Source organism: Paenibacillus sp. A3M_27_13, from assembly GCF_024213315.1.
GTDB lineage: Bacteria > Bacillota > Bacilli > Paenibacillales > Paenibacillaceae > Paenibacillus > Paenibacillus polymyxa_B.
The window spans coordinates 174,185-197,867 of the sequence record NZ_JANAVE010000006.1 but is presented as its reverse complement, the minus strand read 5'-3'; the positions used below and the strand labels follow the sequence as shown (position 1 = coordinate 197,867).

General features: G+C 40.5%; 23 protein-coding genes and 1 pseudogene. 6 read left to right on the top strand and 18 right to left on the bottom strand.

Annotated elements, in window-relative coordinates; genetic code table 11:
- The first annotated feature begins 257 nt into the window (after positions 1-257).
- Entirely contained in the window at positions 258-620 is a 363-nt protein-coding gene (locus tag NLX82_RS20110) for a hypothetical protein (RefSeq protein WP_254348916.1), read from the top strand.
- Between the two features lie 108 nt (positions 621-728).
- Here NLX82_RS20110 and NLX82_RS20105 read toward each other — a convergent pair whose 3' ends face one another.
- The 4 genes from NLX82_RS20105 to NLX82_RS20090 all read right to left on the bottom strand — a co-directional run bounded on the left by NLX82_RS20105 (position 729) and on the right by NLX82_RS20090 (position 4,146).
- Positions 729-989, bottom strand: a complete 261-nt coding sequence (locus NLX82_RS20105; RefSeq protein WP_013370805.1) for a hypothetical protein — start codon at positions 987-989, stop codon at positions 729-731.
- Positions 990-1,057: 68 nt separating this feature from the next.
- Complete coding sequence (locus tag NLX82_RS20100; RefSeq protein ID WP_254348915.1) at positions 1,058-1,288, bottom strand: hypothetical protein; 231 nt, start codon at positions 1,286-1,288, stop codon at positions 1,058-1,060.
- A gap of 212 nt (positions 1,289-1,500) precedes the next feature.
- On the bottom strand, positions 1,501-2,316 hold the full coding sequence (locus NLX82_RS20095) for a tyrosine-type recombinase/integrase (protein ID WP_254348914.1): 816 nt from the start codon (positions 2,314-2,316) through the stop codon (positions 1,501-1,503).
- A 738-nt stretch (positions 2,317-3,054) separates the two neighbouring features.
- Entirely contained in the window at positions 3,055-4,146 is a 1,092-nt protein-coding gene (locus NLX82_RS20090) for a UDP-N-acetylmuramoyl-tripeptide--D-alanyl-D-alanine ligase (RefSeq protein WP_254348913.1), read from the bottom strand.
- Positions 4,147-4,424: 278 nt separating this feature from the next.
- Between NLX82_RS20090 and NLX82_RS20085 the strand changes: the two genes are divergently transcribed.
- Positions 4,425-4,574: a cell wall hydrolase gene (locus tag NLX82_RS20085; protein WP_254348912.1), complete on the top strand. Its 150-nt coding sequence runs from the start codon at positions 4,425-4,427 to the stop codon at positions 4,572-4,574.
- 39 nt (positions 4,575-4,613) lie between these two features.
- Here NLX82_RS20085 and NLX82_RS20080 read toward each other — a convergent pair whose 3' ends face one another.
- From NLX82_RS20080 to NLX82_RS20060, 5 genes are read right to left on the bottom strand one after another with little or no spacing between them, the layout of a single operon-like run.
- Positions 4,614-5,381 carry a glycosyltransferase family 2 protein gene (locus NLX82_RS20080; RefSeq protein WP_254348989.1) on the bottom strand — a complete coding sequence of 256 codons (768 nt, stop codon included), beginning with the start codon at positions 5,379-5,381 and terminating at the stop codon, positions 4,614-4,616.
- Positions 5,381-6,025, bottom strand: coding sequence for a polysaccharide deacetylase family protein (locus tag NLX82_RS20075; protein WP_254348911.1), 645 nt, complete (start codon positions 6,023-6,025; stop codon positions 5,381-5,383). The genes NLX82_RS20080 and NLX82_RS20075 overlap by 1 nt, the downstream gene beginning before the upstream one ends.
- 33 nt (positions 6,026-6,058) lie before the next feature.
- Positions 6,059-7,036, bottom strand: a complete 978-nt coding sequence (locus tag NLX82_RS20070) for a CgeB family protein (RefSeq protein WP_254348910.1) — start codon at positions 7,034-7,036, stop codon at positions 6,059-6,061.
- Positions 7,033-7,692: a polysaccharide deacetylase family protein gene (locus tag NLX82_RS20065; protein WP_254348909.1), complete on the bottom strand. Its 660-nt coding sequence runs from the start codon at positions 7,690-7,692 to the stop codon at positions 7,033-7,035. Before NLX82_RS20065 ends, NLX82_RS20070 begins: the two co-directional genes overlap by 4 nt.
- Positions 7,689-8,669 carry a CgeB family protein gene (locus NLX82_RS20060; protein WP_254348908.1) on the bottom strand — a complete coding sequence of 327 codons (981 nt, stop codon included), beginning with the start codon at positions 8,667-8,669 and terminating at the stop codon, positions 7,689-7,691. The genes NLX82_RS20065 and NLX82_RS20060 overlap by 4 nt, the downstream gene beginning before the upstream one ends.
- A gap of 85 nt (positions 8,670-8,754) precedes the next feature.
- On the opposite strand from NLX82_RS20060, the gene NLX82_RS20055 reads away from it, so the two are divergent.
- Positions 8,755-9,372 carry a polysaccharide deacetylase family protein gene (locus tag NLX82_RS20055; protein ID WP_254348907.1) on the top strand — a complete coding sequence of 206 codons (618 nt, stop codon included), beginning with the start codon at positions 8,755-8,757 and terminating at the stop codon, positions 9,370-9,372.
- Here the strand turns inward: NLX82_RS20055 and NLX82_RS20050 are convergent.
- The 4 genes and pseudogenes from NLX82_RS20050 to NLX82_RS20035 all read right to left on the bottom strand — a co-directional run bounded on the left by NLX82_RS20050 (position 9,365) and on the right by NLX82_RS20035 (position 15,182).
- Entirely contained in the window at positions 9,365-10,348 is a 984-nt protein-coding gene (locus NLX82_RS20050) for a CgeB family protein (protein ID WP_254348906.1), read from the bottom strand. The genes NLX82_RS20055 and NLX82_RS20050 overlap by 8 nt on opposite strands.
- A 430-nt stretch (positions 10,349-10,778) precedes the next feature.
- A pseudogene (locus NLX82_RS20045) lies at positions 10,779-11,735 on the bottom strand (IS30 family transposase).
- A gap of 747 nt (positions 11,736-12,482) precedes the next feature.
- Complete coding sequence (locus NLX82_RS20040; RefSeq protein ID WP_254348905.1) at positions 12,483-13,856, bottom strand: hypothetical protein; 1,374 nt, start codon at positions 13,854-13,856, stop codon at positions 12,483-12,485.
- A gap of 15 nt (positions 13,857-13,871) precedes the next feature.
- Entirely contained in the window at positions 13,872-15,182 is a 1,311-nt protein-coding gene (locus tag NLX82_RS20035; protein WP_254348904.1) for a hypothetical protein, read from the bottom strand.
- A 428-nt stretch (positions 15,183-15,610) separates the two neighbouring features.
- Between NLX82_RS20035 and NLX82_RS20030 the strand changes: the two genes are divergently transcribed.
- Complete coding sequence (locus NLX82_RS20030; protein WP_254348903.1) at positions 15,611-15,748, top strand: hypothetical protein; 138 nt, start codon at positions 15,611-15,613, stop codon at positions 15,746-15,748.
- A 187-nt stretch (positions 15,749-15,935) separates the two neighbouring features.
- Here the strand turns inward: NLX82_RS20030 and NLX82_RS20025 are convergent, their stop codons facing one another.
- Positions 15,936-16,100, bottom strand: a complete 165-nt coding sequence (locus tag NLX82_RS20025) for an aspartyl-phosphate phosphatase Spo0E family protein (protein WP_082825284.1) — start codon at positions 16,098-16,100, stop codon at positions 15,936-15,938.
- 224 nt (positions 16,101-16,324) lie between these two features.
- Complete coding sequence (locus tag NLX82_RS20020) at positions 16,325-17,707, bottom strand: helix-turn-helix domain-containing protein (protein ID WP_254348902.1); 1,383 nt, start codon at positions 17,705-17,707, stop codon at positions 16,325-16,327.
- Positions 17,708-18,314: 607 nt separating this feature from the next.
- Between NLX82_RS20020 and NLX82_RS20015 the strand changes: the two genes are divergently transcribed.
- A complete protein-coding gene (locus tag NLX82_RS20015; protein WP_254348901.1) occupies positions 18,315-18,758 on the top strand; it encodes an AbrB/MazE/SpoVT family DNA-binding domain-containing protein in 444 nt (147 codons plus the stop codon).
- Between the two features lie 34 nt (positions 18,759-18,792).
- Positions 18,793-19,197: a hypothetical protein gene (locus tag NLX82_RS20010; protein WP_254348900.1), complete on the top strand. Its 405-nt coding sequence runs from the start codon at positions 18,793-18,795 to the stop codon at positions 19,195-19,197.
- Positions 19,198-19,704: 507 nt separating this feature from the next.
- Here NLX82_RS20010 and NLX82_RS20005 read toward each other — a convergent pair.
- The 3 genes from NLX82_RS20005 to NLX82_RS19995 all read right to left on the bottom strand — a co-directional run bounded on the left by NLX82_RS20005 (position 19,705) and on the right by NLX82_RS19995 (position 22,416).
- A complete protein-coding gene (locus NLX82_RS20005) occupies positions 19,705-20,604 on the bottom strand; it encodes a copper amine oxidase N-terminal domain-containing protein (RefSeq protein WP_254348988.1) in 900 nt (299 codons plus the stop codon).
- Positions 20,605-21,323: 719 nt separating this feature from the next.
- Positions 21,324-21,617 carry a hypothetical protein gene (locus tag NLX82_RS20000; protein WP_254348899.1) on the bottom strand — a complete coding sequence of 98 codons (294 nt, stop codon included), beginning with the start codon at positions 21,615-21,617 and terminating at the stop codon, positions 21,324-21,326.
- Between the two features lie 160 nt (positions 21,618-21,777).
- Positions 21,778-22,416: a hypothetical protein gene (locus NLX82_RS19995; RefSeq protein WP_254348898.1), complete on the bottom strand. Its 639-nt coding sequence runs from the start codon at positions 22,414-22,416 to the stop codon at positions 21,778-21,780.
- Positions 22,417-23,683 lie beyond the last annotated feature (1,267 nt).

Below are 23,683 nucleotides of genomic sequence, written 5' to 3'. Positions count from 1 at the left end.
CTATTGCCTTGGATCACCCTCTTGCTTATCGATCGGTTAGCCTGCTTGCTAAAGATACCCCGGCTGGTTTTAACCAGCCTTTAGGGTTTTAACCAGCCTTTAGGGTTTCAACCGGCTCATAAAAAAAGGCTCCTGGATTGATCCAGAAACACCCTTTTATCGTGACAAATTACCTTCTTTTGCGAATTATGTTTATTTTATGAAATCTACAAACAGATAATGTATAATAATTGTAAATGGAGTGAAAGGAGAGAACTATGCTGGCGAAGCTGAAGAATCCCATTTTTCTTATTTTGATGATTTTCTTGGCTACCTTCACGGTGCGAATTGTATATAATAATCCGCCCGACTATATTTATGATTGGTTGATGGGTGCATACGCCGTTCGTTTGATTGGTCGAACGATGTACGAAAAGTACCAGAATAGTCATAGGACCAGTATTATAGCCGACACGATTGTAGAACTGATTATGCTTATGATCTCACTCGGAATTATCATATTTTTATTTATGTCACAAGAAACATGGTGGCATAAGTCGCTTTTTCTAATAGCAGAATCCTATTTCCTCATTTATAGCGGTTATACTTTTAAAGAGATCATACAAAAAGGGCGGAATTAATCCGCTCCTAAGCTATAAAGGCCGAAGTCATATCCAACAGATCCATTTATTAAACCATAATAAAAAATGCTCCTGGAGAAATTCTGATTGTCCAAGAGCACCTACTAACTAATCTTCTACCCATAATGCTATATAAATAAATATGACGTAAGCTAAAACAAAGAATATAATCACGCCAAGAGGGATAATCCAAGTAAGATGAGTCTTAAATGGTCTTATTATCTTCTGGCTAGTCGGAAGGAATCTATATTCCAATTTTTCTAACACCTTTTCTGCTTCTTCCTCATCTCTAACTAAAAGTTCACTCCATAATTGCTCATAACGTTCTCGAATTTCTTCTTTTTTAGAACTATCCTCTAGAAAAGCCATATAGCTACCTCCATAAAAAACAAAGTAGCAAGAAGACCTGAAGAACAAAAGTACAGATCTCCTTGCATTTAGACGCTCTTCTTGGCTTTTTTAAATAGTAAAGGAGACAAAATAAGCAAAATCCCTAACAATAAAAAAATGGACCCATATAAGTATAGATAAAAATCTTGGGCAGGGATTAACATACCCATCTTGTAAATTGCTTCTCCACGTCCACGAGTCGTAAGAATATCAACTGCCTGCTCGGTTACAACTAGACCTGCAATTAACATAACAAAAAATACTATTGCTTTTTTCAAATTTCACTCACCTCCCTTTACAAAATAGTATAGATGTAAAAGCTAGTAAAAAAAAGAAAAAAACAGGGCTCAGTAAAAAGGAACCTGTTCTTAAATTCACCTTTTAACAATTCGCTTTCGTAATAATTCTTGTATGGCTAACTTCTATGTCCAACTGATCGACTCCACCGCCAACGTTAGATCCTCAATACCAGGGGTCGTGTAAATCATAGTCATCTGGATATTAGGTGTCCCATTAACATAGCTACTTGCTGCAAATCATTACCGGCACTTATTAAATCATGCCCAAACGTATGTCTTAGCGTATGACAAGTGAGATGTTCAATCCGCGTTCGATTCCGATAATTCTCGACCAAATGTTGTACCCCGCGAACGGACAATTTCTTCGATCGCTGAGAAACAAAGATATATGGACTCTCATCTTCTCTCTCTTCAAAATAACTTTGAAGTGCAGAACGAACCTCTCTATTAAGCGGAACCACGCGATCTTTATCCCCCTTCCCCCGAATATACACGCTGCCGACGCGAGCACTCATCGTAATATCGGGTTTGAGAAGTTCACACAGCTCATGAACTCGGAGACCTGCACGAAGCATAAGCATCATAGTCGCATAATCCCTCTTATTATTCTGACCCCTGACTTCCCGAAGAAGCGCATTTTGTTCAATACCAGTGAACCATTTAGGCGTGCGTCTCGCTGACGGTGGTTTTTTAATTGGACTTACTGGATTGTCTGGAATCATGCCGTGTTCATAAAAAAAACGGAAGATCTTATTTAAGTGTACAAAGGTAAGCTGCATCGTACTTGGTTTCGCGGGCTGCCCTTTCCTTCCTCCAGAAAGAATCATATACCGTTTATAATCTGAAATATCTTTTTGGGTTGCTTCATCTGCATCCTTTAAATCTGGGTCCGATTCCTTCATCCACTTCTCAAACTTGTTCCAGGTCGATATATAATTTGAAATGGTTCGTATAGATACTCCTGACTGGCGTATCTGTTTTTCAAACAAACCGAACATCGTAGACATTTTTGTAACTCCTTCATTTCGTCACTATAGAAGATGTCGAGTAACAATTTCACATAACCAAGTGCTTGACTACAGTAAAAGAACCTTGATATCTAAATCAAAGTACTCTAAACAAGTGAGTAACACATAACGTTAAAAATTTTTTTACATATTATAAACGGCAATTTATCTGATACTGAGTTCACAGCCTTTTTATATCATGAGATTTTCATTCAAGATCCCATGCTGGATAAGACTCAACATTGTCGGCTTCTCATCAATTAGACCGAAATCTTTTCTGAGATACTATATTCCATAGATATTAAAGCATGCTGGGCATATGGATATCACTCGTGCAAAATCGTTAAATCAATAAATGAAGTGGTTTTTTTGTTGTATACCGTAAGAACTTTTAATTTCTTCCTAAATCTAAAGGAACGCTCAGGCAGCGGTGATTCTCTGTAATCACACTCTTTACCCGCTGCAGTCACGGAGTAAGATTGGAGATTTTATTCAAGAGTGGAGTAATGTAATATATGCAAAGAAATTCCACAGTTCTTAAGCAAATTTTCCATTTAATATAAATAAATTTCCTTTTAATGCAAATTTTTGTTTTTGGGGAGCCTGCTCATTCCCAAATCTCACATATGTTCCCCGATTAACGTTCTTTATTAAAACAAAAAACCCAATGATGGTTTTTTACCCTTTCTTCCTTTTTGGGTCTATTCACTTCCGGACTACGTTAACAATTATCCTCAATTACGCCTTGCGAAGCATCCATTCAACAACATGCATCAATTTAACCTTATTTCCATTTGTTGAACCCTTTACCAAAAAAACAGTCCCCGGCCGAAGGTGTTTGGAAAGCTGTCCTTTTAAAGCAGGAATGCATGTGAAATGCTTAATCTTTTTATACGGTAAGCCCGATTTCATCGCCCCGACTCCTAAATATCTGGAATTCAGCCCATACGTGTAAAGCCGGTATAGCCCTTTCTTCCCAAGTTTGCTGCCTTGTGCAAGATGAATGGATTTGGCATATTTCCCAAGGTCCTTAATATCGCCCAATACGGCTATTTTTCGCCGGTTTCCTGATCCAACGTGCTCCAAAACGCTTACAGCAGGATCCAATTCAGGTTTGGTATTAAAACTGTCGTCAATAATGACAATTCGGTTCTTGGTCTTCCTAATTGACAAGCGAGCGTAAGGCCTCTCCATCCGTTTCAAACCTGTTCTGATTTGGGAAACACTACATCCCAGATAATGCGATACAGCTATTGCGAAGAGTGCATTATAAACGTTGCATTCCCCATAGCAGGGAATAAAAAACACCCTCGTTTTTCTTTTAAGCCTGACTCTGAATTTCGCGCCGTTACCTGTATAGGTTACCTTCTCGGCACGATAATCCGCCGGACCGTGTATTCCTATAGTAAGTACCTTCCCCTTAAAAGCTTTGACATGCAGTAATCTGGAGTTCTTATCATCCCGACTTATAAATAAGACACCAGAAGGATCCATTCCGCGAATGAGTTCAGATTTGGCTGCTGCTATTCCCCGAAGGCCGTCCTTGAAGTGTCCGATATGAGCTTTGCCTACATTAGTAATGATACCTAACCAGGGCTTAATCAGTCGGCAATGACTCTGAATATCTCCCTTCTTCTTCATACCGTATTCCAGCACGACTGCCTGATCTGCTACTCTGATTTGCTTCTTGTACTGGGAGGTGAACCAGGTGTCGTTGCCGTTTTCGAACGATTTAAAGGTCCTAAACCGCTGTCCCAGAATCGAAGCAAGCATCTCTTTTGTGGTCGTTTTCCCTGCACTGCCTGTAATGGCGATGACGGGTTTACCCATTGTTTTCCCTCCTTAAAGGCCTTTAATAGGGTATTACAAACAAGTTAACACTATATCGATGCATTTAATTAATAGAAACATTGATACTAGTATTCCATTTATTGTTTTTAAAAGGAGGTACATGAATGAACGGGAGCGCTTATCACTATTAGGAGATCGGAGAAAGTCTTTGACAGCGCTATCCTGACCTTTCAGCATGATTTCAATGTCCACTTGTCCGACAAACTCAGCCGTAGAGCAATTGCACGATTGAAGCAGTTGACGAGGGGAATGTACCCTTGAATCAGCTTGCTAGAGTGATCTACAGCAAAGCTATAGGAGCTGTCGTGCTGAATCGTCTCGCATCTTCAGATTTTCCAGATACGCTGGTGAGTGTTTACCAAGCCTCTCGCTTTTGCTGTGATCGGCAACGGATGCTTTTTGGCTGAAAACCCAATTACCTCGCTTACAAGGCCGCCCGAGACGCTCTAAAGGGGGAGGATCGGACGGCACGTATTTGCATAGTCCTTGAATACGGCATAACGTCTGTAATCCGAGCCGCAAAGCTTGATCTTCCTGCTTTGAGATTTTAATCTTTGGTCACTAATCTTCCAAGTATGATTGTTCTTCTCAGCACGTCGCTGAATGACATAGTGATAACAGTCCGCTGAATAAATTCGAAAACCTTTCATGTGACAGCGTTTCAAAAATCCTACGGTTTCCCCCAGGGAAACGGGATGGAAGCGAACCTTATTGAATATCCTCTTGCGGCATAAGAGCGTTGCACCCGAAATCTGCTCCACTTGACGCATTTGCTCCTTCGGATAACGAAGAAAAAGCTCAGAATCAGCTTCCAAATAGACGAGACAGGCCCTTTTTCCCACGATATCGGCTTTGGATTTGGCTAACGCGTCCATCATCGTATTTAAATAATACGGCGAATAATAGTCATCATCGTCAAACCGTGATATATATTTATAACGGGCTTTGCGAATCGCATCGTTTAAACAAGAGCCCAGCGCTTTCTTCGCAGGCCTTTGATAAATTGAGATATCATGGCGTGATTTGCATATATTTTGGTATTTCGCTAAGTTCATCGAGTCGTTATTTAAAATAACAATCAGTTCTTTGGATTTATATTTCTGACGATCATAGTTAGCCAGCAGCCGTTTGAAGTAGTTAGGCCGATTCGTGCAGGTAATCACCGATACTGAGTCTGATTCATAACCAGTATTGAATTTCCCCTTCATCTTCATCACAAACTGCCTCCTACTGCTTGAGCCTGCCGCTGCATCCGCATCAATTCCGATACCGTGACAAAATGGAAACCTTTCTTTCGTAGTTTCTTTAAAATTACCGGCAGTGCAGTTAAGCTTTGATACCAAGGGTCGCAAGCATGTAGCAGCAGAATTGAACCGCCACGCGCGTGGGGTACAACCCTTTTCACAATCTTATAGATGTCGGTCAATTTCCAATCCAAAGAGTCCACATCCCAGTGTACTATCAACTGGTCCAAAGTACGAAGCTTGCGGACTACGCGTGGGTTCATATCCCCACCTGGAGGGCGAAACAGCCTCGTCCTTACACCTGTCTCCTTAAAAATAGCTTTGCCTGCCTTCTTGACCTCATGCTCAATCCAAGCATTATTTTGACGTCTGTAATCTTGATGCCTGTAGCCATGAGAGCCAATCTCGAAGCCTTTCTCCCGAATTTTCCTAGCAACTTGTGGATGCATTTCAGTCCAAATGCCTGTAAGGAAAAAGGTCGCTTTATGGATGCCGTGTTCCTGCAGTAGAGATAGCATACGCAGAGGAACCCTGCGTCCGTTAGCGACATCGAATGTTAAAGCAACAACTTTCTTTTTCGTATCTACACGATATAGAACAGGCCATGAGTCCATTTGGGGAAGGTTCCTCCTTACCGGGTTCAGTCTTTAAATAATCTTATACTTTTGCAGGCACCGAATCATATACCGGGCACGACGGGTATAGCTATGCTTCCTGACCGCAAGCTTACCTTGTTTTTGGATCCTTTCGCGCTCTTCGGGGTGTCTAAGATAGTAGTCAACCAGCTTTCGGGTCTGCTCCCCCGAGCTAGAAACAACAAGATCCCTGCCTGGTTTAAATAATCTGCGTATTTCAGGAGTATCGCTCGTAATCAAAAAACCTCCTGATCCAAGAATTTCATAGGTTCTTTGGGTTACCTGGGTAAGCTGATTCTGAGGACCGATAACAATCTTGGCTGAGTTATATACTTTATGAGCATCGGGATAAGGCAAATAACCGTGTATCCATTTGCTTGGAATACGGATTCCAAGAATAGGCTTCATCATTTCCCACTGCTTCCCCCAGAAATCCACCCTTTTACCGTCTTGGATTAATGGGCGAATGAGGTTTCTGATCGATTTAATACGAAAATGTTTGGGATATATCTTCAAGATCCGTGAATATCCATTAGCCACTATAGCAATATCACGTTTCAAGCTCTTAACAGCCTTACCTTCTTTGTGGACCTTTGGATGGTATCCAAAATCCATATGAGCTGCCCGGATCCCCATTTTCTTATAATTACTGACCATGGAATGGCAGATGGTAAATATGAAATCAGGCTTGACTGTACGCACATAAGGAAGGGAAAAAGATTCATGGTGAGTAGGATCTTCTGTGGCCCAGTACACATGCGGAATGTTCGTAGAGGCCACGTATTTTCGCACCCAATTTTGCTTATACGCAGCATGTTCAGGAGTCCATCCCATACTGATAACTAGATCCGGCTTAAACGTTTTGAGTAGCCAGGGCAGCTTACTCTTCGTCAGGGCACCAGATATTTTAACTGTATGCCCAAGAGCCCGGAATCCGTTCGGGAGCCCGTGAATCCACATCGGGTGGTTCTCCAGAAATAAAACTTTCATTTTTGACCCTCCGCGAATTGATAATTGTAGGATTGGAGCGACAGCACTCCGAACCGAAATCCTTGCGCTCTAAGGCCCTTGATAATAACAGGCAAGGCAGCCGTACTGTTGTCTGCAAAATCGTGAAACAATATGATGCACCTGGACTTCCCCCGGCTTTCGTTAAGTACATTAGCTGAAATTTGGCTAGGAGACAGCCGGGGAAGACGGGAATCCAGCGAATCAATCGTCCAGTCGCAATATCGATATTTTCTGGATCTCAACTCGGCTTTGATAGACCGTATAACCTTTGCGGGAATCAGGCGAGTGTTGGAGCCTCCAGGAAATCGAAATAAACGGGGTCTGAACCCAACCGACCTAATAAGCAACTGCTCCAAACGATCAAAATCTTGAAGGAAGCCTTCTTTATTGGAATAAATCTTAGCGTAATCATGAGAAAAGGTATGATTACCCAGTACATGACCCTGCCTGATGATTTTTCGATACATGCTCAATCCGTAAGGAGTTTCTTTTCCCAATACAAAAAAGGTTCCTTTAATCCTATAACGTCTCAGTATCCTCAAAATCTGATTCGTATTTTTTGAGGGACCGTCATCGAAAGTAAGATAAGCTAATTTCTTTCGCCAACTCCATTCCTCCCGTCGATCTAGGTTCACTTTAAAAGTCCCTTCTTTCGTAAGACGGATAACATAAATTTTGCACGCTCCGTGTAGTTTTGTTTAGCAATTGCTCTCCTTCCGCTCCTCCGAATTTGCTCTCTCTCCTTCTCATGCTTTAAATAGTAACGAACTTTCTCAAGAGTCTGCGCCGGACTGGAACTGACAACTACATCCCTTCCTGGCTTTAATAAAGCTCGGACCGCAGGGGTATCGGATGTCAAAAAGAAACCTTCGGATCCCAAAGTTTCAAACGTTCTTTGCGTCAACATATCCGTGTAATTTTGCAGGCCAAGTACGATTTTCGCGGAACTAAATACTTGATTGGCTTTTTTGTACGAGATATATCCCTTCATTGAACCTTTGGGAATAGATCGGCCCAGAAAAGGCTTCATCCGAGACCAGTTCCGTCCGTAAAAGTCAATTCGGTATCCGTGTTTCAGTAGGGGGCGAACCAGAATGCGAAGCGATTGGCGGCGGTACAGTTTTGGATATTTGCGGAGCACATCCGGATAAGCGTTCGCGACCACCGCAATGTCAGTTCGATATTTGGGTTTGATTTTGGCTCGGAAATGAACCTTTGGATGAAAAGCATAATCCAGATAGTCGGCCGAATACCCCAATTTCCTGAATCTTTTTGCCGTTTTCTCTGAGATTGTAAAGGTATGATCGGGTTTCATCCACCTGAGAAGAGGAAGCGTAAAGACATTCGTGAAGTTGGGGTCCTCGGTCGACCAGTAAACGAGTGGAATTTGATGTTGGGTAGCTGTTGTCCTTACCATTCGTTGTTTAGCTTTGGTATGATCGGGTCCCCATCCCACCGAAACAAGTAAATCTGGTTTGAAGGAGGTCAGCAACCTGATTAGCCTTCCTTGCTCTACAGGGCCTGATGCTTTTACCTGATGCCCCAAATCCCGTAATCCGTCTGGCAATCCATACGACCATAACTTTCCTCGTTCCAGAAACAATATTTTCACGCCATCACCATCCTGTATATGACACCTACATAACCAAATTTTAGGGATCAACATATATATAGTAAAAAGGAGGAGTAAGGTAAATATGTCCTACGAAGCAGTTTACAGCGTAAAAACGCGCAAAAGGTGCATTGCTTTAACATTTGATGTCGGCTGGGGTAACAAAGTTCTAACACCTGTACTGGATACGTTGTCCGCCCATCGAGTGAATAAAGCCACCTTTTTCCTGTCCAGTACCTGGGTTATGCAGCGTCCGAAACTAGCTCAAAAAGTGAAAGCAAGCGGCTATGAAATTGGGTCTCACGGCCATCTACACGAAAATTACACGGAACACAACAACGCATGGATTAAGCGAGAAGTGAAGAAGGCAGAAAAGATTATTCACCAAGTAACAGACGTAAAATGTCGTCTCATCCGGACTCCTAACGGAGATATGGACCAACGTGTCATCCGACTGCTTGGTAAGTTGGGCTACCACACCATTCATTGGAAAGTGGATTCGATGGATTGGACGAATCCTGGGATCAGAAACATTGTTCGGAGATCCAGTACAAACGTCAAATCTGGAGACATTCTGTTGTTTCACGCCAGCGATTCTGCTCGACAAACCGCCAAAGCTTTGCCCAGCATACTCCGTAGGCTGAAAAAACAAGGTTTTCAGTTTGTGACCGTTTCAGAACTGCTCTCCATGCGGATTAAATAATGCCTTGATTCTTCAAAGTTTTAATCACATAGGCCGCCCGTTTTTGATACGTATGTCTGGTAGCCGCCTTAACGGCGTTTGCACGAATTTTTTCCCTTAGCTTAGGGTTCTTAGAGTATTTATGGATCAGCTTTTTTGTGTCCTTTGCCGAAGATGATACTAGCAGATCCAGTCCCGGCCTGAACCATTTGCGCACCTCAGGGGTATCATTAGTAATCAACAGTCCACCGGAAGCCAAAATTTCATAGGTTCTTTGAGTAAGTCGGTCTTCCGCATTTTGCGGACCAATAACAAAGTTTACCGAATTGTAGACCTTAATAGCCTCCTTGTAAGGTAAGTAGCCATGAATAGATGATTTTGGAACTTTCGCGTCAAATATTTTTTTCATATTTCCCCAATGTCGTCCATAGAAGTCTACCTTCACCCCTTCTTTTAAAAGAGGGTTAACCAGCCTTCTTAATGATTTGAATCGGTAATGTCCAGGCTTCTGAACGTATAATTGCGGATACGCATTGGCGACCAACGCAGCCTCCCCTTTATATTTCTTGACGCTCTCCATTCTGCGGTGAGTTACGGGATCACTTCCGAAATCTAAATGAGCTACATGGAGCGATTTTTTTCGGAATTTTTGGACTGTTGGCCTATGAATTGTAAACACGTAGTCAGGCTTTGTTCTGCGAATAAGTGGTAGAGAGAAATTCTCGGTATAACCGGGGTCTTCGGTTGACCAATAAACAAATGGAGCACCTGACATTCTGACCAGTTTGGCAATAAGACGTTGTTTGCTCGGAGTGCTGTTCGCCGGTGTCCACCCCATGGCCATAATAAGCGTCGGTTTGAACTCCTTTAACAGTTGCCCCGCCTTCTTGCTCGGTTGGCATGTTTTGACTTTGTGTCCTAACTTCTCGAATCCTTTTGGTAATCCGTAAATCCACATTGGGTGGGTTTCGAGAAACAATATCCGATAAACAGTCATATCGCACTCCTTTAAATGCTTTCATACTACAGATGCCTCATTATATTCACTAACAGCCCGGGGGAAATAGGCGGCAACCTATTCCGCCAAAATATCCTATAAATGGTCAATCTTTAAAAAATGTTAAGGAATTTTCTCAAGTTAGACTCGTGAAACATCTCCTTGTATTTCACTGTTTTAGCTTAAACGTGAACAAAAAGCCGGAATCCATATCGATAGATCCCGGCTTTTCTTTAGAGTTTAGTTTCGTCTTTGAGATGACTCCTCATTCTGAACGACGATCGTACCTCTCATTGATATAGAGTCGCGGCTTGGTATAATATCTAGAGCCATAATCAGTGCCGTCGTCGGTTTCGCAATAAAAGTGATAGCCACTACTGTGGTTATGACGTTTAACTTAAGCTTTCGCTTTTTTTGACTTGACGGATTGTCAAGCTAAGTGCGACAGCTCCTCTGAAAAGGATTCGTGAGCGGTTCTCCAACCCAAGCATTTTCGTGGTCTATGGTTGATCAAGCGCAGAGCAGTCTCCAAGGCTTCATCCGTGATTTGTGCAAAATCTGTCCCCTTGGGAAAAAACTCTCGCAAGAGGCCATTGGCATTCTCATTCGAGCCGCGTTGCCAGGAAGAATACGGATCTGCGAAATATACCTGTAGGCCATGAGCTTCTTCCAAGCTGGCGTAACAGGCGAATTCCTTGCCACGATCTGCAGTAGCGGTTTGAAATGCACCATCAGGGTACTGCGAGGCTGCTACACCAAAAGCAATTTCCATGGACAAAGCTGTACGGTCAGGCATGGGAACGGCGGTGTACAGTCGGGTCTTGCGTTCGATGAATGTAGCTACGCAGCCCTTGCTTTTCCCACGGCCCGAGACGACCGTATCGAGTTCCCAATGACCGAAGGTTTTCCGGGAATGAACCTCTTTCGGACGCTGAGAGATGGTCTTACCCACAGCGAACTTGCCGCGTGTCTCTACAGGCTTCTGCCGTTTACCTTTGTGACGTAGGACGGCAAGCACTCCTTTCACCAAACGGCCTGTATATAGTCAGCGATAGATGGTTTTAAAGCAGACCACAGGGTGTCCCTCTTGACGGAGTCGTTCTACGATCTGCTCGGGAGACCACGTGGCATGAAGCTTTTCTTCAATAAGGACCGACTGCTGTGGTGTCCATTTTCCGGCTGGGACGGAGGACTTACGTCGCTGGACATAGCTCTCCTGAGATCGCTCGGCACAATAGGGCTTCTGCGTTTCGTTTCGACGGAGTTCTCGGCAAATGGTGGCATGATGCCTGCCCAATTCACTGGCAATGGCTCGAGCACTTTTCCCCTGCTGGTGGAGGATTTCTAGCTTGCTGCGCTCGATTATGCTAAGATGTGTGTAGCTCATGGTGGATTCTCCTTGTGTGAATGTGGTGTAGGAACCTTCATTCTACACGAATCCGGCCATGGGCCATTTTTTATTTATTTCCAGTAGGTGTCGCACTGCATATTACAATCCGTCACTTCAAAACGCCCCTGCCCTTCGACTTCTCTGACCCTTCGGTAAACATGTCGATCTGACGCATAGCCTCAGTTGCGATTATAATACCTTCCATTCTTGGCATACCCGAAGAAAACGATCATAAAATTCTTTTCGGGTCTGCCAAACGTGACGCCATCCGTACGTGCCATTTCTATACCTTCCACTTGCCGCTGCCGGCTCTTCTTTCGCTCTTGCTCAGCAACGTCTACGAGGAGCTTAAAAATTGATCCTCCATCACCTTCCCGAAATCACCCATTGTTTTGAACTTCTAACTATCGAATAAAGTTTAATTATCCAAGCAAAACAATTTCCACGCCAATTTCGCTTGTAGTGTGTTTTTCCATTCCCGAATTATTCCACCATAATCCCGACCAAGCCTTTCAAGCGCATCTACATAAACCAGGTCGCCCTCACGGACCATCAACCGAGGTAGTGAGGGCGGGCAAAGTCCTTAACTTTTCTTATCAATAAAAATAAAACGATCCTCTATTAATCAATTTGGAAAGGTACTAAGGCAAATTTTTATGTCTAACCGTCAATCACTTATATGAATCCTCACTGTTTCTAATAACCAGACACAGATGAAGCCAATTCTCACACCCGATTTTAAAACTATTTAATTAATTGGAAAAGAGATTGGGGCAAATTTGTAACACGACATAAGAAGTGGAGAATTGTCTGAGCCCCCATTATCACATCATCGTAGTTGTTGAATAAACTTCTCAGCTCTTTTTCATCTATTATTTTCCCTTGCAAGTCGTACTCCATCAACACAAAATCAAAAAATCGGAGTACATCATAGTAACCAAGAGGATTATTGGTGATACGTAATAGCAAATCATAAAAAGATTCAAAATAACCTGGAGGTGTCAAATTAAAATTAGGAAACTTGTCTGGTAGAATTAAATCAGGATACTGTCCCTTTACAAAGGAGTACGCCACTCTCACAGCAGTATCAAAGACTTCACTTCTTCGCTTATTAGACATATCGCTTGAAGTAAGGCCAGCGTGAATAGTATCTCTTTTTTCAGTGTCATGAAAATAATAAATTTCTCTTGCTATGTCAAATACAGCAAGCGTAAACAAACTTACAAGCTCAAATACAGCCCACTTAACAGTTGCTTTTTCTTCTTCTCCAAGGGCTAGTTCACACAAAAGAGACAAATCTCGCAACGCAGTTATGGACTTTTTGACCTTTGAATAGTTATCGTTAACCCAGTAATCCGAAGAAATAAACTTCGCTATCTTCCTGTTTGCTTCTTCCTGAGGGGCTTTAATTTGTGTTAACTTGTTTATTTTATTAAACTGAGTTTTAGGATTCCAAGAACCTCTCCAATCCTTATCTTTAATTCCAAATTGATTTTCTAACTTCGAAATCAAGGATAAATCCAAAATCTGAATATCCGATTTTCGTGCAAATTCTTTTACTGCAGTCCTTACCCGTGGAGCCACAAATATCACATTACTAATTTCAGCTTCAGTAAGAATACCTTTAATCCACGACAATCTTTTATGAACCTCCACTTTCCCCGACTTACAATCAGCCCATAAAGTTTTTCGTGTGAAATCTTTATGCACGTAAGTCCCATAAACGTCCAAGTCCGTAATTACGTCAGATTCATTATCGTACGCAGTTCTTAACTCGACGCCCACCCTGGGGAAGTAACCCATAAAAAATGCAAGTCTTTTTATTCTGTATTCAAGTTGATACCCTGCATTAACTTCTATCGTCTTAGGTTTTTCTGCAGTTTCAGTAGAGACACTTTTCCGATTTCCCGATTTTAAATTGATAGAATTTGAGTTGCTTTTTCTTTTTGCTTTAGTGGAAGATTTTTGGGTTCTCTTATACATATCGTCCATTTTCTTCCCCGGTATCTCTTCCTGTTTCTTTTTTACTTCTTCTACCTTGTCCTCGTTTTGAGATAATTGAGGTTGAGCTATGTCATCTTTTTCTCTTTTTGTTTCAACTTTTTTATTATCTCCCATTAGCTCACATCCCTTCTATAGCAACTCATTACGCAACACTCTCAATGAATAATCTTCAAGCTCTTTGGAAGATTCAGTGGATTGAGCCATGTGCATTCTAAGCTCTTCCGGCGAGAAACTCACATTAACGTCTGTTATTGAACTGAAATCTGTCACTTCTGGCTGATCACCAATAATAAAATTAGCATCAGTAATAATTTTCAGAGCTGCTTCCGCAACATCTTTTCTAAGCAGTTTCAAACATGGCCCAGTTCTTGGACCATAATACCCTGGTTTTGTTCGGGTTACAACTGTCACTATACCTTTCTTCTCAAGCATAGCGTAATCAGTCAAGTTCGCAGTATGAGGGCCGATTTCACCATAACTAATTAAATTGCTCAGGAAGGCCTCTGGGCTTTGGATACGAGAAAACATAGTGTAGTGCTCGCCAAATCTGATGGAGGCGAGTAAAAGCTTAACATCATCAAGAATGTCGTCGGAGTACATTTCCTGCTGAAGCAAGTCAGCACTGAACCCAAAATCTTTTGAAATACCGCGGTTAGAAACAATCTGTACAGGGTTAATCATACCAACTTTTTTAGCAATGGTTAAAATTTCTTGTCCCTGTTGAGATAGTTGCTCTAAAGGGACCCCTTGCGCTCCCTGAATAATACTAATAATATCTTTCAGGCTTTCTCTTTGCCCATTCTCAAGTTTAGCAACTGTCAAAGCAATCTTCTCATGATTCTTGCCCCAAACATATTCGTTGCTAATGATTGGTTCTTCGTAAGAAGCTTTATTAAGCGTTTGAATTAATCTGAAGTTATTTTGTAGAAGTAGCGACCTGTTTAACTCTTCCTCATAATAACCTTTTAAACTAAGAGTTTGCAGAAGCTGACTTTTAAGATGAGGAATCCTTCTTGTTTCGTCCATAGTATCTATAACAATACGTTCCACATCAGAAGGATTTGTATGCTCAAATATACTCCCTGCTATCTCCAAAACATCGGAGGATTCAAACATATATTCTTCTACTCTTAGCAAGTCACCAGTAGTATTGTACCTTACCTTAACTTTTCCGTCAGAAGCTTGGTCAAGTAAAGGAAGAATGATTTTATTTAATTCAAAGCTATTTTGGACGCCTACACTAAAAGCCATTTCCTCAAGCTTTCGTTTATTATCAATATTTCCGTTACCTCTGATGGCCCCTAAAAAACGTCCGACTTTTCCAGCTAGACTTAAATTCCCTAGATGCCCTAAACCTGTAGTATCACTTTTGAGTTCTTTTAAATGCTTTTGAGCGGCAATAGACCAATATCCTGCTTTTTTCTTAGAGTAATTATCCATAGTTTATCCCTTCGCACTAAATTGGTTAACTTAATATATTATAGAGTAGACAGGATAAATTTGTAAATCGATAGTCCTAAGTATTTTATATAAATTAAATATTGTAGATAAACATATACGAAAATACAGATGAATTCCTACCTTGATACGTCATGACTACGATGTTATGAAAGAAGCAGGTGCTGATAATATACCCTTTCAGAAGGAATATATAATTAAGGGAGATATGGCACTAACCACCATCGACCACTGATTTGAGGCTAAGGCTGACGCAGTCTCAGACACTAAACCACGGTTTTTAAGGTCGATTACTAGACTGAAGTGATACCTCCCCTATTATGTAGGTAGGGGGTTAAATTCAAAAAACAACTTCTGATAACATGTAGAGATGGGGTCGGTCCCGCTCCTGCAGATGCAGGAGCTGTTTTTTGTTTGAACCAAACATTCAGTTGGCTGCGTCTCTGATTATGAACAGCGCCGGGAAAATCCAGCAATCTTTTGGATTCTCCCAGCCAGAGGACAGCTCGACACGATCACCTCCTTCATGGAGAAACTTGAGAACGTAGAAACTTGTTATATATGCAGCTTTTATTTTTTATCTTCCTTATATACATTTTATGACATGAGAAAATGTATATAAATATCGCCTAAGGCATTTTATAGAATAATTATGATCGTTATGTGGGATGTGTAATAGTTCTGCATAAAAATGATGTAAGGATGTGATTTCTGACTGAAGATAACTATGTTTATTTATTTCTGATACATGCGATTGTGCTGATTAATTAGTTCGTCCAAAATCACAGACTGCTCAAGTACGTAAGCATGACCCAAACCATACTGTTCGTATAGGTCATGCAACCGTTCCCGTGCACTTTCCATCTGTTGATTTAGCGTTACGGTTTCATCTGCTTTCATGCCTTCAACCTCCTAATGTATCTCATTTTAGGAGGCAATGAACAAATACATCATGATCATTTTTTCGTCGAAAAGCTACAACATATAACAAAAAATGACCAGCATGAAAGCTGGTCATGAGGTATTTATTGAATGGCTAGTATCACATTCCACCAATGTGTTCTTGTGGTGTTAACATGCCCGAAGCCGGATTCTGAGCTAATACTACGAATACTAGTATGCAGCTAACTGTTACTAAGATTAAAGCCATCTTTTCTGTCATTTCTTTCCCATAAGTCATTCCGGGCAAGTATTTCAGGAGTTGCATACATTTTGTAACGTTCAAACAAGCTAACACAATTAGCAATAAGTAGTCCATGATTAATTGTAACAGCTTTTTCAAAAGCGATTATTAAACATTTGAAACCATACGGATACCTACATTTATTCAAGCTATACTTAGCCACTTTGTACCAAAAACGGACATACTGCTGTGGTAAAAATTGTTTGGTATACATATCCATAGAGGATACTTCCTGATACGCTGCAATTTGGGGTTCAAAGCGCTGAAGGATATGATCAACATTTACATTATATTGGTTGGCTGCTTCAATAATGTTAAGAAGTTCGGCGAAAATTTCTTTTTCACCAGCTATGTATTCCACGTAATCCGGCAATACGCTAACATCTCCAGACATAAGCCTATTAACATAGAAATTGATTTTTGCCCATTGTTGATATTGCTGCTTCCAATAAAGTGAATCAGGGTCATTCTCCTTTACCCAACTTAGATCAGCATAACGATGAATATGTTCTAATGCCTGCTTATGTTCTCCCCTTGCGTCACAAGCATTAGCACACAGCAACTCAGAATAAGCTATGTAGGTAAAAAGAGGTTTACTTGGAGTGTTTTTCGGCTCTCTTTCTTTCCCTTTAGAGTTATGAGCTAAATCATATTGAATCTGTGCTAATCGGCCCATTTGATATGAAAATTCAGTAACCTTGTCCCACAAGCTCAATGCTCTGTACACGTTGGCTAAGTCTTTCAAAGCATCCAGTTGTTCAAATTCATCCAGACGATCAACAAAAGGTTCAAACTTAGCCGCCGTTTGAAGATTTTGAGCCTGATCTTTCCCTATCCGGATACTAAACAGTCGATACTGGCAAACTGCCAATCGCTCTGAATGCTGCTTTTTTTCACTTTCAGCCACATTTTCATAAAGGAGAGCAGCCGGGTCCTGATAAGCCTTTTGGAAAAGCTCCTCAGCCAGTTCAAACAGTAATGAGATGTAGATAGGAGTATCTAGCAATATACTCACTACCCTTTGTATGCAATCTAGACGACCAAGCTCTGCACAACGAAATAAAAACGGGCTTATTTTTCGCCAATTCAGGGGTGATTCTATGATGCATTCTTCAACGTAACGTTCATAAAAATAGTCTGGTGGTAATCCCATCCCGGCAGTAATACGGTCCAATTGATTAACGGATATAGAACGATTGCCTGTGACAATACCGCTCACTGTACCTACATTCAAATCAGTCATATGACCAAACTCAGTCATCGTTATGCCTTGATGTTTTAGATATCTATCAATCTCTGTGCGTATCATAGGTGTGATTTCCATAGATAAACCACCCTTTCAATATGAACTTTAGACTGTGCAAATTTAAATAAAAAGGAGAATTGGAAAAATATCTATATAATGAAATGTTTGTATGTTTTTCATGATACCATCTTTTGAAACAACAATAAATACTTATATTAGGAGAACATTGGATGATGTACGCAAAAATGACAAAGAATTTAGAAAACCTGGTAGACTCGTAATTCCCAAAGAGGTATTCATTACAAGTGACATGTATTCGAATGACTCAGTAGGAATTTTTGTAGATGAAGAAACGAGTACAATTCCCCTAAAAAAGTGCATTGCAAATCATGTAAATCTTGTCAATCGACCGAAGAGTTAACGGCTCTCTTGTTTGTAAAAGTTGTGCCTGCATGCTCAAGATTTCTTCTACAAAAAAACAGTTTTTACAACTAAAAAAGATTATGGCCCAACTGCTCTTAGATTTACATGAAAAGTACCCGACTGCTACACAAAAGGAAATGCTGATATGTTGGGTATATCAAAGTCCCGTGTAAGCCAGTTCATACAAAATATTTAGCCAACAAAAGAAAGATTATTATATTTAAATTGGTTTCAATGAATTTAGTTTGGAGGAGGATATCAATTGAAGAATACAGGTATGACACGTCCCTTAGACACGTTAGGTCGGATTGTTATTCCCATAGAAATCCGGAACACAACGGGGATTGAGATTGGCGATCCTTTAGAATTTTATATGGACGATGAAAAAGGTATTTTGGGCATAGGGAAGTATAACGGGGTTTCCTGTAAATTGTGCAATTCGGCTCAAGATTTAAGCTATTTCAAAAGCTCTCTTTTGTGTAGGCAATGTATACTAGACATGAAAGGGAACATAGGTGTTACTCTCATTCCCATCCCTACTGTTAAGAAGAAACCTAAAGAATCTAGAGTCCATCGGCCTACGTTACAATTGCTTAAAAATCTGCGTCAGCTCATGCGTGAGCATCCAGAAGCCAAGCAAAGCGAATATGCCAAGTGGCTTGGCGTATCACAGGGCCGAATATCTCAGCTTAAAAAATTATTGTAATTGTCGTCGAGTTTGGGAAGGGAGGTGTGTGCATGTGAACAAGCGACTAAGCACAGTTGTTGTTGTCTTAGGTCTAACGATTCTTATCGGAGGAGTTATAACCGTTATTCAAAGCCAAACTTTCGCTAATAAGATTAAAACTGAGGTTAAGGTAACCGGCGATTCTAAAACCAGTGCCACCAAAACTGAGACTAAAGTAACCGATGATTCTAACTGGCTCTCACCAGAGAGAAAGAAAGAACTAACTCATCTAGCTGAATCTAAACAACCCCATGTCCTGTTAACTGAGCATGGAGATTTTTATCCCGTTAAGGTTCCAAACAAGTATCAAAGCGATCAGGTTGCAAATTTGGATAATAAGGGGGAAGAAATAACTCCTAAAACAAAACAGGTCATTTTAAGAAATTTCACCTACGAAAAAAAAGAAGAAAAGAAATAAATTTTTGGGGACGCTCATTATATGGGCGTTCTTTTTTAGTAGGAGTAGTACAGCATACCTGTTCTTGTCTTTGCGTGATTGTTTTCATGCCTGAACCAAAGTCTTCAGACCAGTGCAATACTGACCACCTTTAGCACAGCATCAAGAGTCTTCACATAAGATCAAGAGACGCGGCAGCACCCCCTTTCGGGTAGCTTCGCCGTGTCATTCCCCACCGGTTATCTTGTCCTATTAATTGTAGCATAAACGAAATACTCGGAAATAGAATAGAAACAACAGAAGCGCCCCGAATTCGGAATGCTTCTGCTGTATTTCCAAAGCCAGGAATCCCTCCGACGTAGCTTACTAAAGAAAATGTTTGGCTTGTGGTATCGCTTTGCAGCATTTGCCCTATGGATCAGTACACGCTCAACTGTCTCCCTGTCAGGACCTCCAGGTTTACTAAATGCATCTGCATAATCACACGCAAGCATTTTGCTCAATTAGACAATGGGGTAAGAAATTTAATTATTTCTTTTCCTCTTGCACATTAACAATTAAGTCTGCAAGCTGTTTAGCATCCTGTACTTTATGGGATACAACCACATTCCCCTTTGTGTCTATAATCCCATATTCACCGACCATCCCAACTGATCCAGAGTTATCATTAAAGAAAACAAGTCGTTTAGTTACTGCTGGTTGTTCACCCCATATACTTTCTATGTTTCCCCCCAAGTATTTAGACAAAGAACTGTGTGTTCCATCCAGCTTAGAAAAAGTCTTTTTTCCCTCCCAAGACAAGCTCATATAACCATTTTTCAACTCGTAATAATAAATACTGTCACTCCAAATAAAATACATCTTGGAAAAATCATTCTCTGGAAAAATAAAGCTGAAACTTTCTCCTTCAGGTCGATCCTTGGATACATAGAACTGAACTCTTTGCAGTCCAATAACTCCCAATCTAGCTTTTGTCAAATCACCACTTTGTATCAACTTTTGTGCATTTTGATCAGGGTTTATAATAGCAATTCCATTGTTCTTGGAGTCCCAATCTACAATAGCATTAAAATTCTCGCTAATAAATCTCAAAGGAACATAAGTCGTGCCGTCTTTCATAACTGGAGGAGTGCTAAGGCTTATTTTTTTATGGTTCTTGAGGGCAACGTTATTACCAACAGTTAGCTGTAGACTATCGCCATCATGAATCACAGTTATTGTCTTACTTTTACTGTTCCAACCAACTTTGTAGCCTCCTAAGGACTCTATAACGCGTACAGGTATGAAACTAGTATCATTTAAAACCATGGGACTTTTCATATCAGTAAGGAGATTTTCATTTACGTTTAATTGAAGGGGCTTCGCCTTTGCACTAGCCATACTTCCTGAAAATATAAGGAGAACAAAAACACTAAAAAAGAGCGTCATTTTCTTCAATATAATTCATCCTTTTCCGTTTTTTCATTAACATCAGGGTGATCCTTTACACATATCATCCTTTTTATTTTACTTATCTCTCAAGCTGACACTAAACCTCGCACGGGACATACGTAACCACCTTTCTCCCTGAGTACACCTTCCTTGAAAACTTCTGAACGCCACACAAATACACTCTCCAAGCTCACTCCATCCACAAGATACGTATGCTCTTTTTAGAGTATCAATTTGAAGGAGAAATATACTTATTCAAACTCATCAAATAAAGCCTTATGCAAAGTAGAATAACAATTGCTTGCCTGTGAATGATCTGGATTAATGATATAAGCAAACCAATAAAAAAATCGTTAAATTAACTATACAAAAGGTGCTTTTTTTGACTCCCGCCTTTTTAAACAATGTGCCATAACTGAAAATTAACAGAAAAGCACTCATAGAGACAAATAACAGCGTTATGATTAAAATTATTGCATAGAGGTTTTCTTCCCCAATAAGATCAGGAGCCGAATATTTGCCCATAAAAAATCCAATATAATAAGTGCAAGTAGATACCATCATAATTTGATAAGGTAGCAATAATGCCAATATAAAATGAATAAGAAAACTGAGATATAGATATATTTTGTTCATTTATTTCCTTTCCGGTTACGGTTCAGTTATTAGCCTCTTGTATTCCGTTTATTGAGTATACTTCACCCTTAATGCTCTGCTTAAGTGAAGTATGGAAAATGATCACACATAAAATGAGTTAACGTATCCTTCAAATTCCTATGCTGTTTCATATATTTGAACAAGATATCCAAGGTAAGTACGGTTTTAGAGTCTTCGATACTAATAGTCCAGGACGATGTCTCCTCAGGATGATAACTAAATTCCCTAACAATGCCGTATGCTACACCTAGCTTGTCAATCCTCTTATGTAAAATCTGATGGATCTCATCAGTCACTTGATCGATATTAATACCACTCTGTCCCTGATCCTTCTCCTCATGCCAGCCTCCCATTGGATAATAACCTCCTCATATACATGTGATTAAGCTGTGGATTATAACAAGCATCTTGTTTAACTATGCTGCTTGTTAATTTGATAAAAAGAGTATTGTAGCGCCTGCTCAACAAGCGTGTTATTCAACTATCGTGTCCCGTTGCTCAAATATATCTTGCTTAGAAAGACTCGATTCCCCATTCTTTATATAAAGTGTTAAGTTCATGCGATGTTTTTGTAACAAAATTCTTAACCATATTTTCTTTTAAATAAATTGGTTTTATCAGGGGTTCATTGTCCTTATTACGTAGCCATTGTAGCTTTATATCTCGGTATTGGTTTACTTCAATTTGAGTTAACAATGGTTCGATACTATAGGCATTTCCGACATAGAGCTTGTTGAGAACATCTTCTGCCCATTCTTCTCTCTTGACTAAATTAAATTCTACCTGATTTGACTCCATATTATAGACTTTCCTTATTTCATCTTTTTCTCCTTTGTACTCACGTTCAAAATTCGAATAGATTGTTTCCGTCCATCTTATGTCCGCATAGATATGGGCAAAATACCCTAGTATGTACTCTGTCCAGTTCATATCAACATTAAGATTTAAATAATATTGGCATCTTTCCTTAAGTATTTCTCTACTAGGAAATCTATCTTCGCAAACAAAATGTGTAATACCCTTTTCGCTTCTTGTCACATCTCCCCTTACATGGACAGCATCTGGAGCAATACTCCCAATTAAGAAACTAGAAGATGGAGTTCGCGAGCAAAGTTCTAAAGCTATCGCAAAATGGACCATCGGATAAGGCATTCTTGATAACCTCCTTAGTTAAGAAAATCATTCGATGTAGCTTTACACCAGCATACTATAACATATTGAAACTAACCCGCCCATTGGCGTATGAACAACCTCAATGGCCGACAAATGGCTAAATGTTGTCGGGTATCACCAGCATAATTATTCAAAATGAACTGACCTTACTCCTTTATCGGGTTACAGACATCCTGCCATCCTGCAAAATGACATTAACGTACCAGTTCATGATGCGGCTTGCCTTCTTTAATTCTGGCCTACAGCTTTTCGTTATTACGAGGCTAGGAGTGTATACTAGGCCAAGCTACTCCCTCCGACCTTGTCTACATAGACGTTTCTTGAAATCACGTTGTAGCCCCAAAAAAATTATATTGCGTTACGTAGAGAGACGATATCTTAATGCTAGAATGCATTAGAAAATATCGCCCCCCTCCTTGTATCTATTAATTAATATGTCCCATTCTCACCATTAAACATCACGACCTTCGCTTGCTTCACTTAGGATAACCTATAATAGGATACCAACTTATTACTGGATTTTATAGACTTATACTTATCATGCATTAAATCTTATTGTCCCTTCTGCATCCCCTCGGTTAGCTGGTGTGTTCTTGATTATAGATTAGCTGCTATACCTGGTGCGAATGCCAAGCTCACATGATTTCCCCGAGTTATTCGCACCTCAGAGTTTGTCGAAATCGCATTGAATGTGAACAACACCTGAACTTTAATCAGTGATTTTAGTATAATCTAGTTACCATCTATACTGTTGTACGCTACAATAGAGATAAAGGCTCTTAGATACGTAGTTTTTTGCTGTCGCACTCTATATGAGTGCGTGGATTGAAATCTCCCACTGGATAATGGTTTCATTGACCAGCGTTGTCGCACTCTATATGAGTGCGTGGATTGAAATCTCATGGCATCACTGGCGGCATAGTCATAATCAGTCGCACTCTATATGAGTGCGTGGATTGAAGTAATAAGCTCGTCCCTCTATTGAAGCTTCCATTCCCGGTCGCACTCTATATGATGCGTGGACCATGATGGAGCAGCCGTCACCTGGTCGTACGATTGGAGAGCGCCGCTTTATCCGAAATAAAAGATCCGATAAGTGGAGGAACGGATATTTTATGCGATTTGGAGGGTGGGCGACGGTTTAGTACACTTCCGTATGGGATGAGCTGATCTTGTAGCAAAAAGATGATTTTCACTTCCATGGATGCCATAAAAACCTGCCGTTAGATAATATGAATGTTTTATT

Excerpts from the sequence above, each read along its gene's own strand:
- NLX82_RS20110 (WP_254348916.1), top strand. The coding sequence starts at position 258 with ATGCTGGCGAAGCTGAAGAATCCCATTTTTCTTATTTTGATGATTTTC.
- NLX82_RS20105 (WP_013370805.1), bottom strand. The coding sequence starts at position 989 with ATGGCTTTTCTAGAGGATAGTTCTAAAAAAGAAGAAATTCGAGAACGT.
- NLX82_RS20095 (WP_254348914.1), bottom strand. The coding sequence starts at position 2,316 with ATGTCTACGATGTTCGGTTTGTTTGAAAAACAGATACGCCAGTCAGGA.
- NLX82_RS20090 (WP_254348913.1), bottom strand. The coding sequence starts at position 4,146 with ATGGGTAAACCCGTCATCGCCATTACAGGCAGTGCAGGGAAAACGACC.
- NLX82_RS20080 (WP_254348989.1), bottom strand. The coding sequence starts at position 5,381 with ATGAAGATGAAGGGGAAATTCAATACTGGTTATGAATCAGACTCAGTA.
- NLX82_RS20075 (WP_254348911.1), bottom strand. The coding sequence starts at position 6,025 with ATGGACTCATGGCCTGTTCTATATCGTGTAGATACGAAAAAGAAAGTT.
- NLX82_RS20070 (WP_254348910.1), bottom strand. The coding sequence starts at position 7,036 with ATGAAAGTTTTATTTCTGGAGAACCACCCGATGTGGATTCACGGGCTC.
- NLX82_RS20055 (WP_254348907.1), top strand. The coding sequence starts at position 8,755 with ATGTCCTACGAAGCAGTTTACAGCGTAAAAACGCGCAAAAGGTGCATT.
- NLX82_RS20050 (WP_254348906.1), bottom strand. The coding sequence starts at position 10,348 with ATGACTGTTTATCGGATATTGTTTCTCGAAACCCACCCAATGTGGATT.
- NLX82_RS20040 (WP_254348905.1), bottom strand. The coding sequence starts at position 13,856 with ATGGGAGATAATAAAAAAGTTGAAACAAAAAGAGAAAAAGATGACATA.
- NLX82_RS20035 (WP_254348904.1), bottom strand. The coding sequence starts at position 15,182 with ATGGATAATTACTCTAAGAAAAAAGCAGGATATTGGTCTATTGCCGCT.
- NLX82_RS20025 (WP_082825284.1), bottom strand. The coding sequence starts at position 16,100 with ATGAAAGCAGATGAAACCGTAACGCTAAATCAACAGATGGAAAGTGCA.
- NLX82_RS20020 (WP_254348902.1), bottom strand. The coding sequence starts at position 17,707 with ATGGAAATCACACCTATGATACGCACAGAGATTGATAGATATCTAAAA.
- NLX82_RS20005 (WP_254348988.1), bottom strand. The coding sequence starts at position 20,604 with ATGACGCTCTTTTTTAGTGTTTTTGTTCTCCTTATATTTTCAGGAAGT.
- NLX82_RS20000 (WP_254348899.1), bottom strand. The coding sequence starts at position 21,617 with ATGGGAGGCTGGCATGAGGAGAAGGATCAGGGACAGAGTGGTATTAAT.
- NLX82_RS19995 (WP_254348898.1), bottom strand. The coding sequence starts at position 22,416 with ATGCCTTATCCGATGGTCCATTTTGCGATAGCTTTAGAACTTTGCTCG.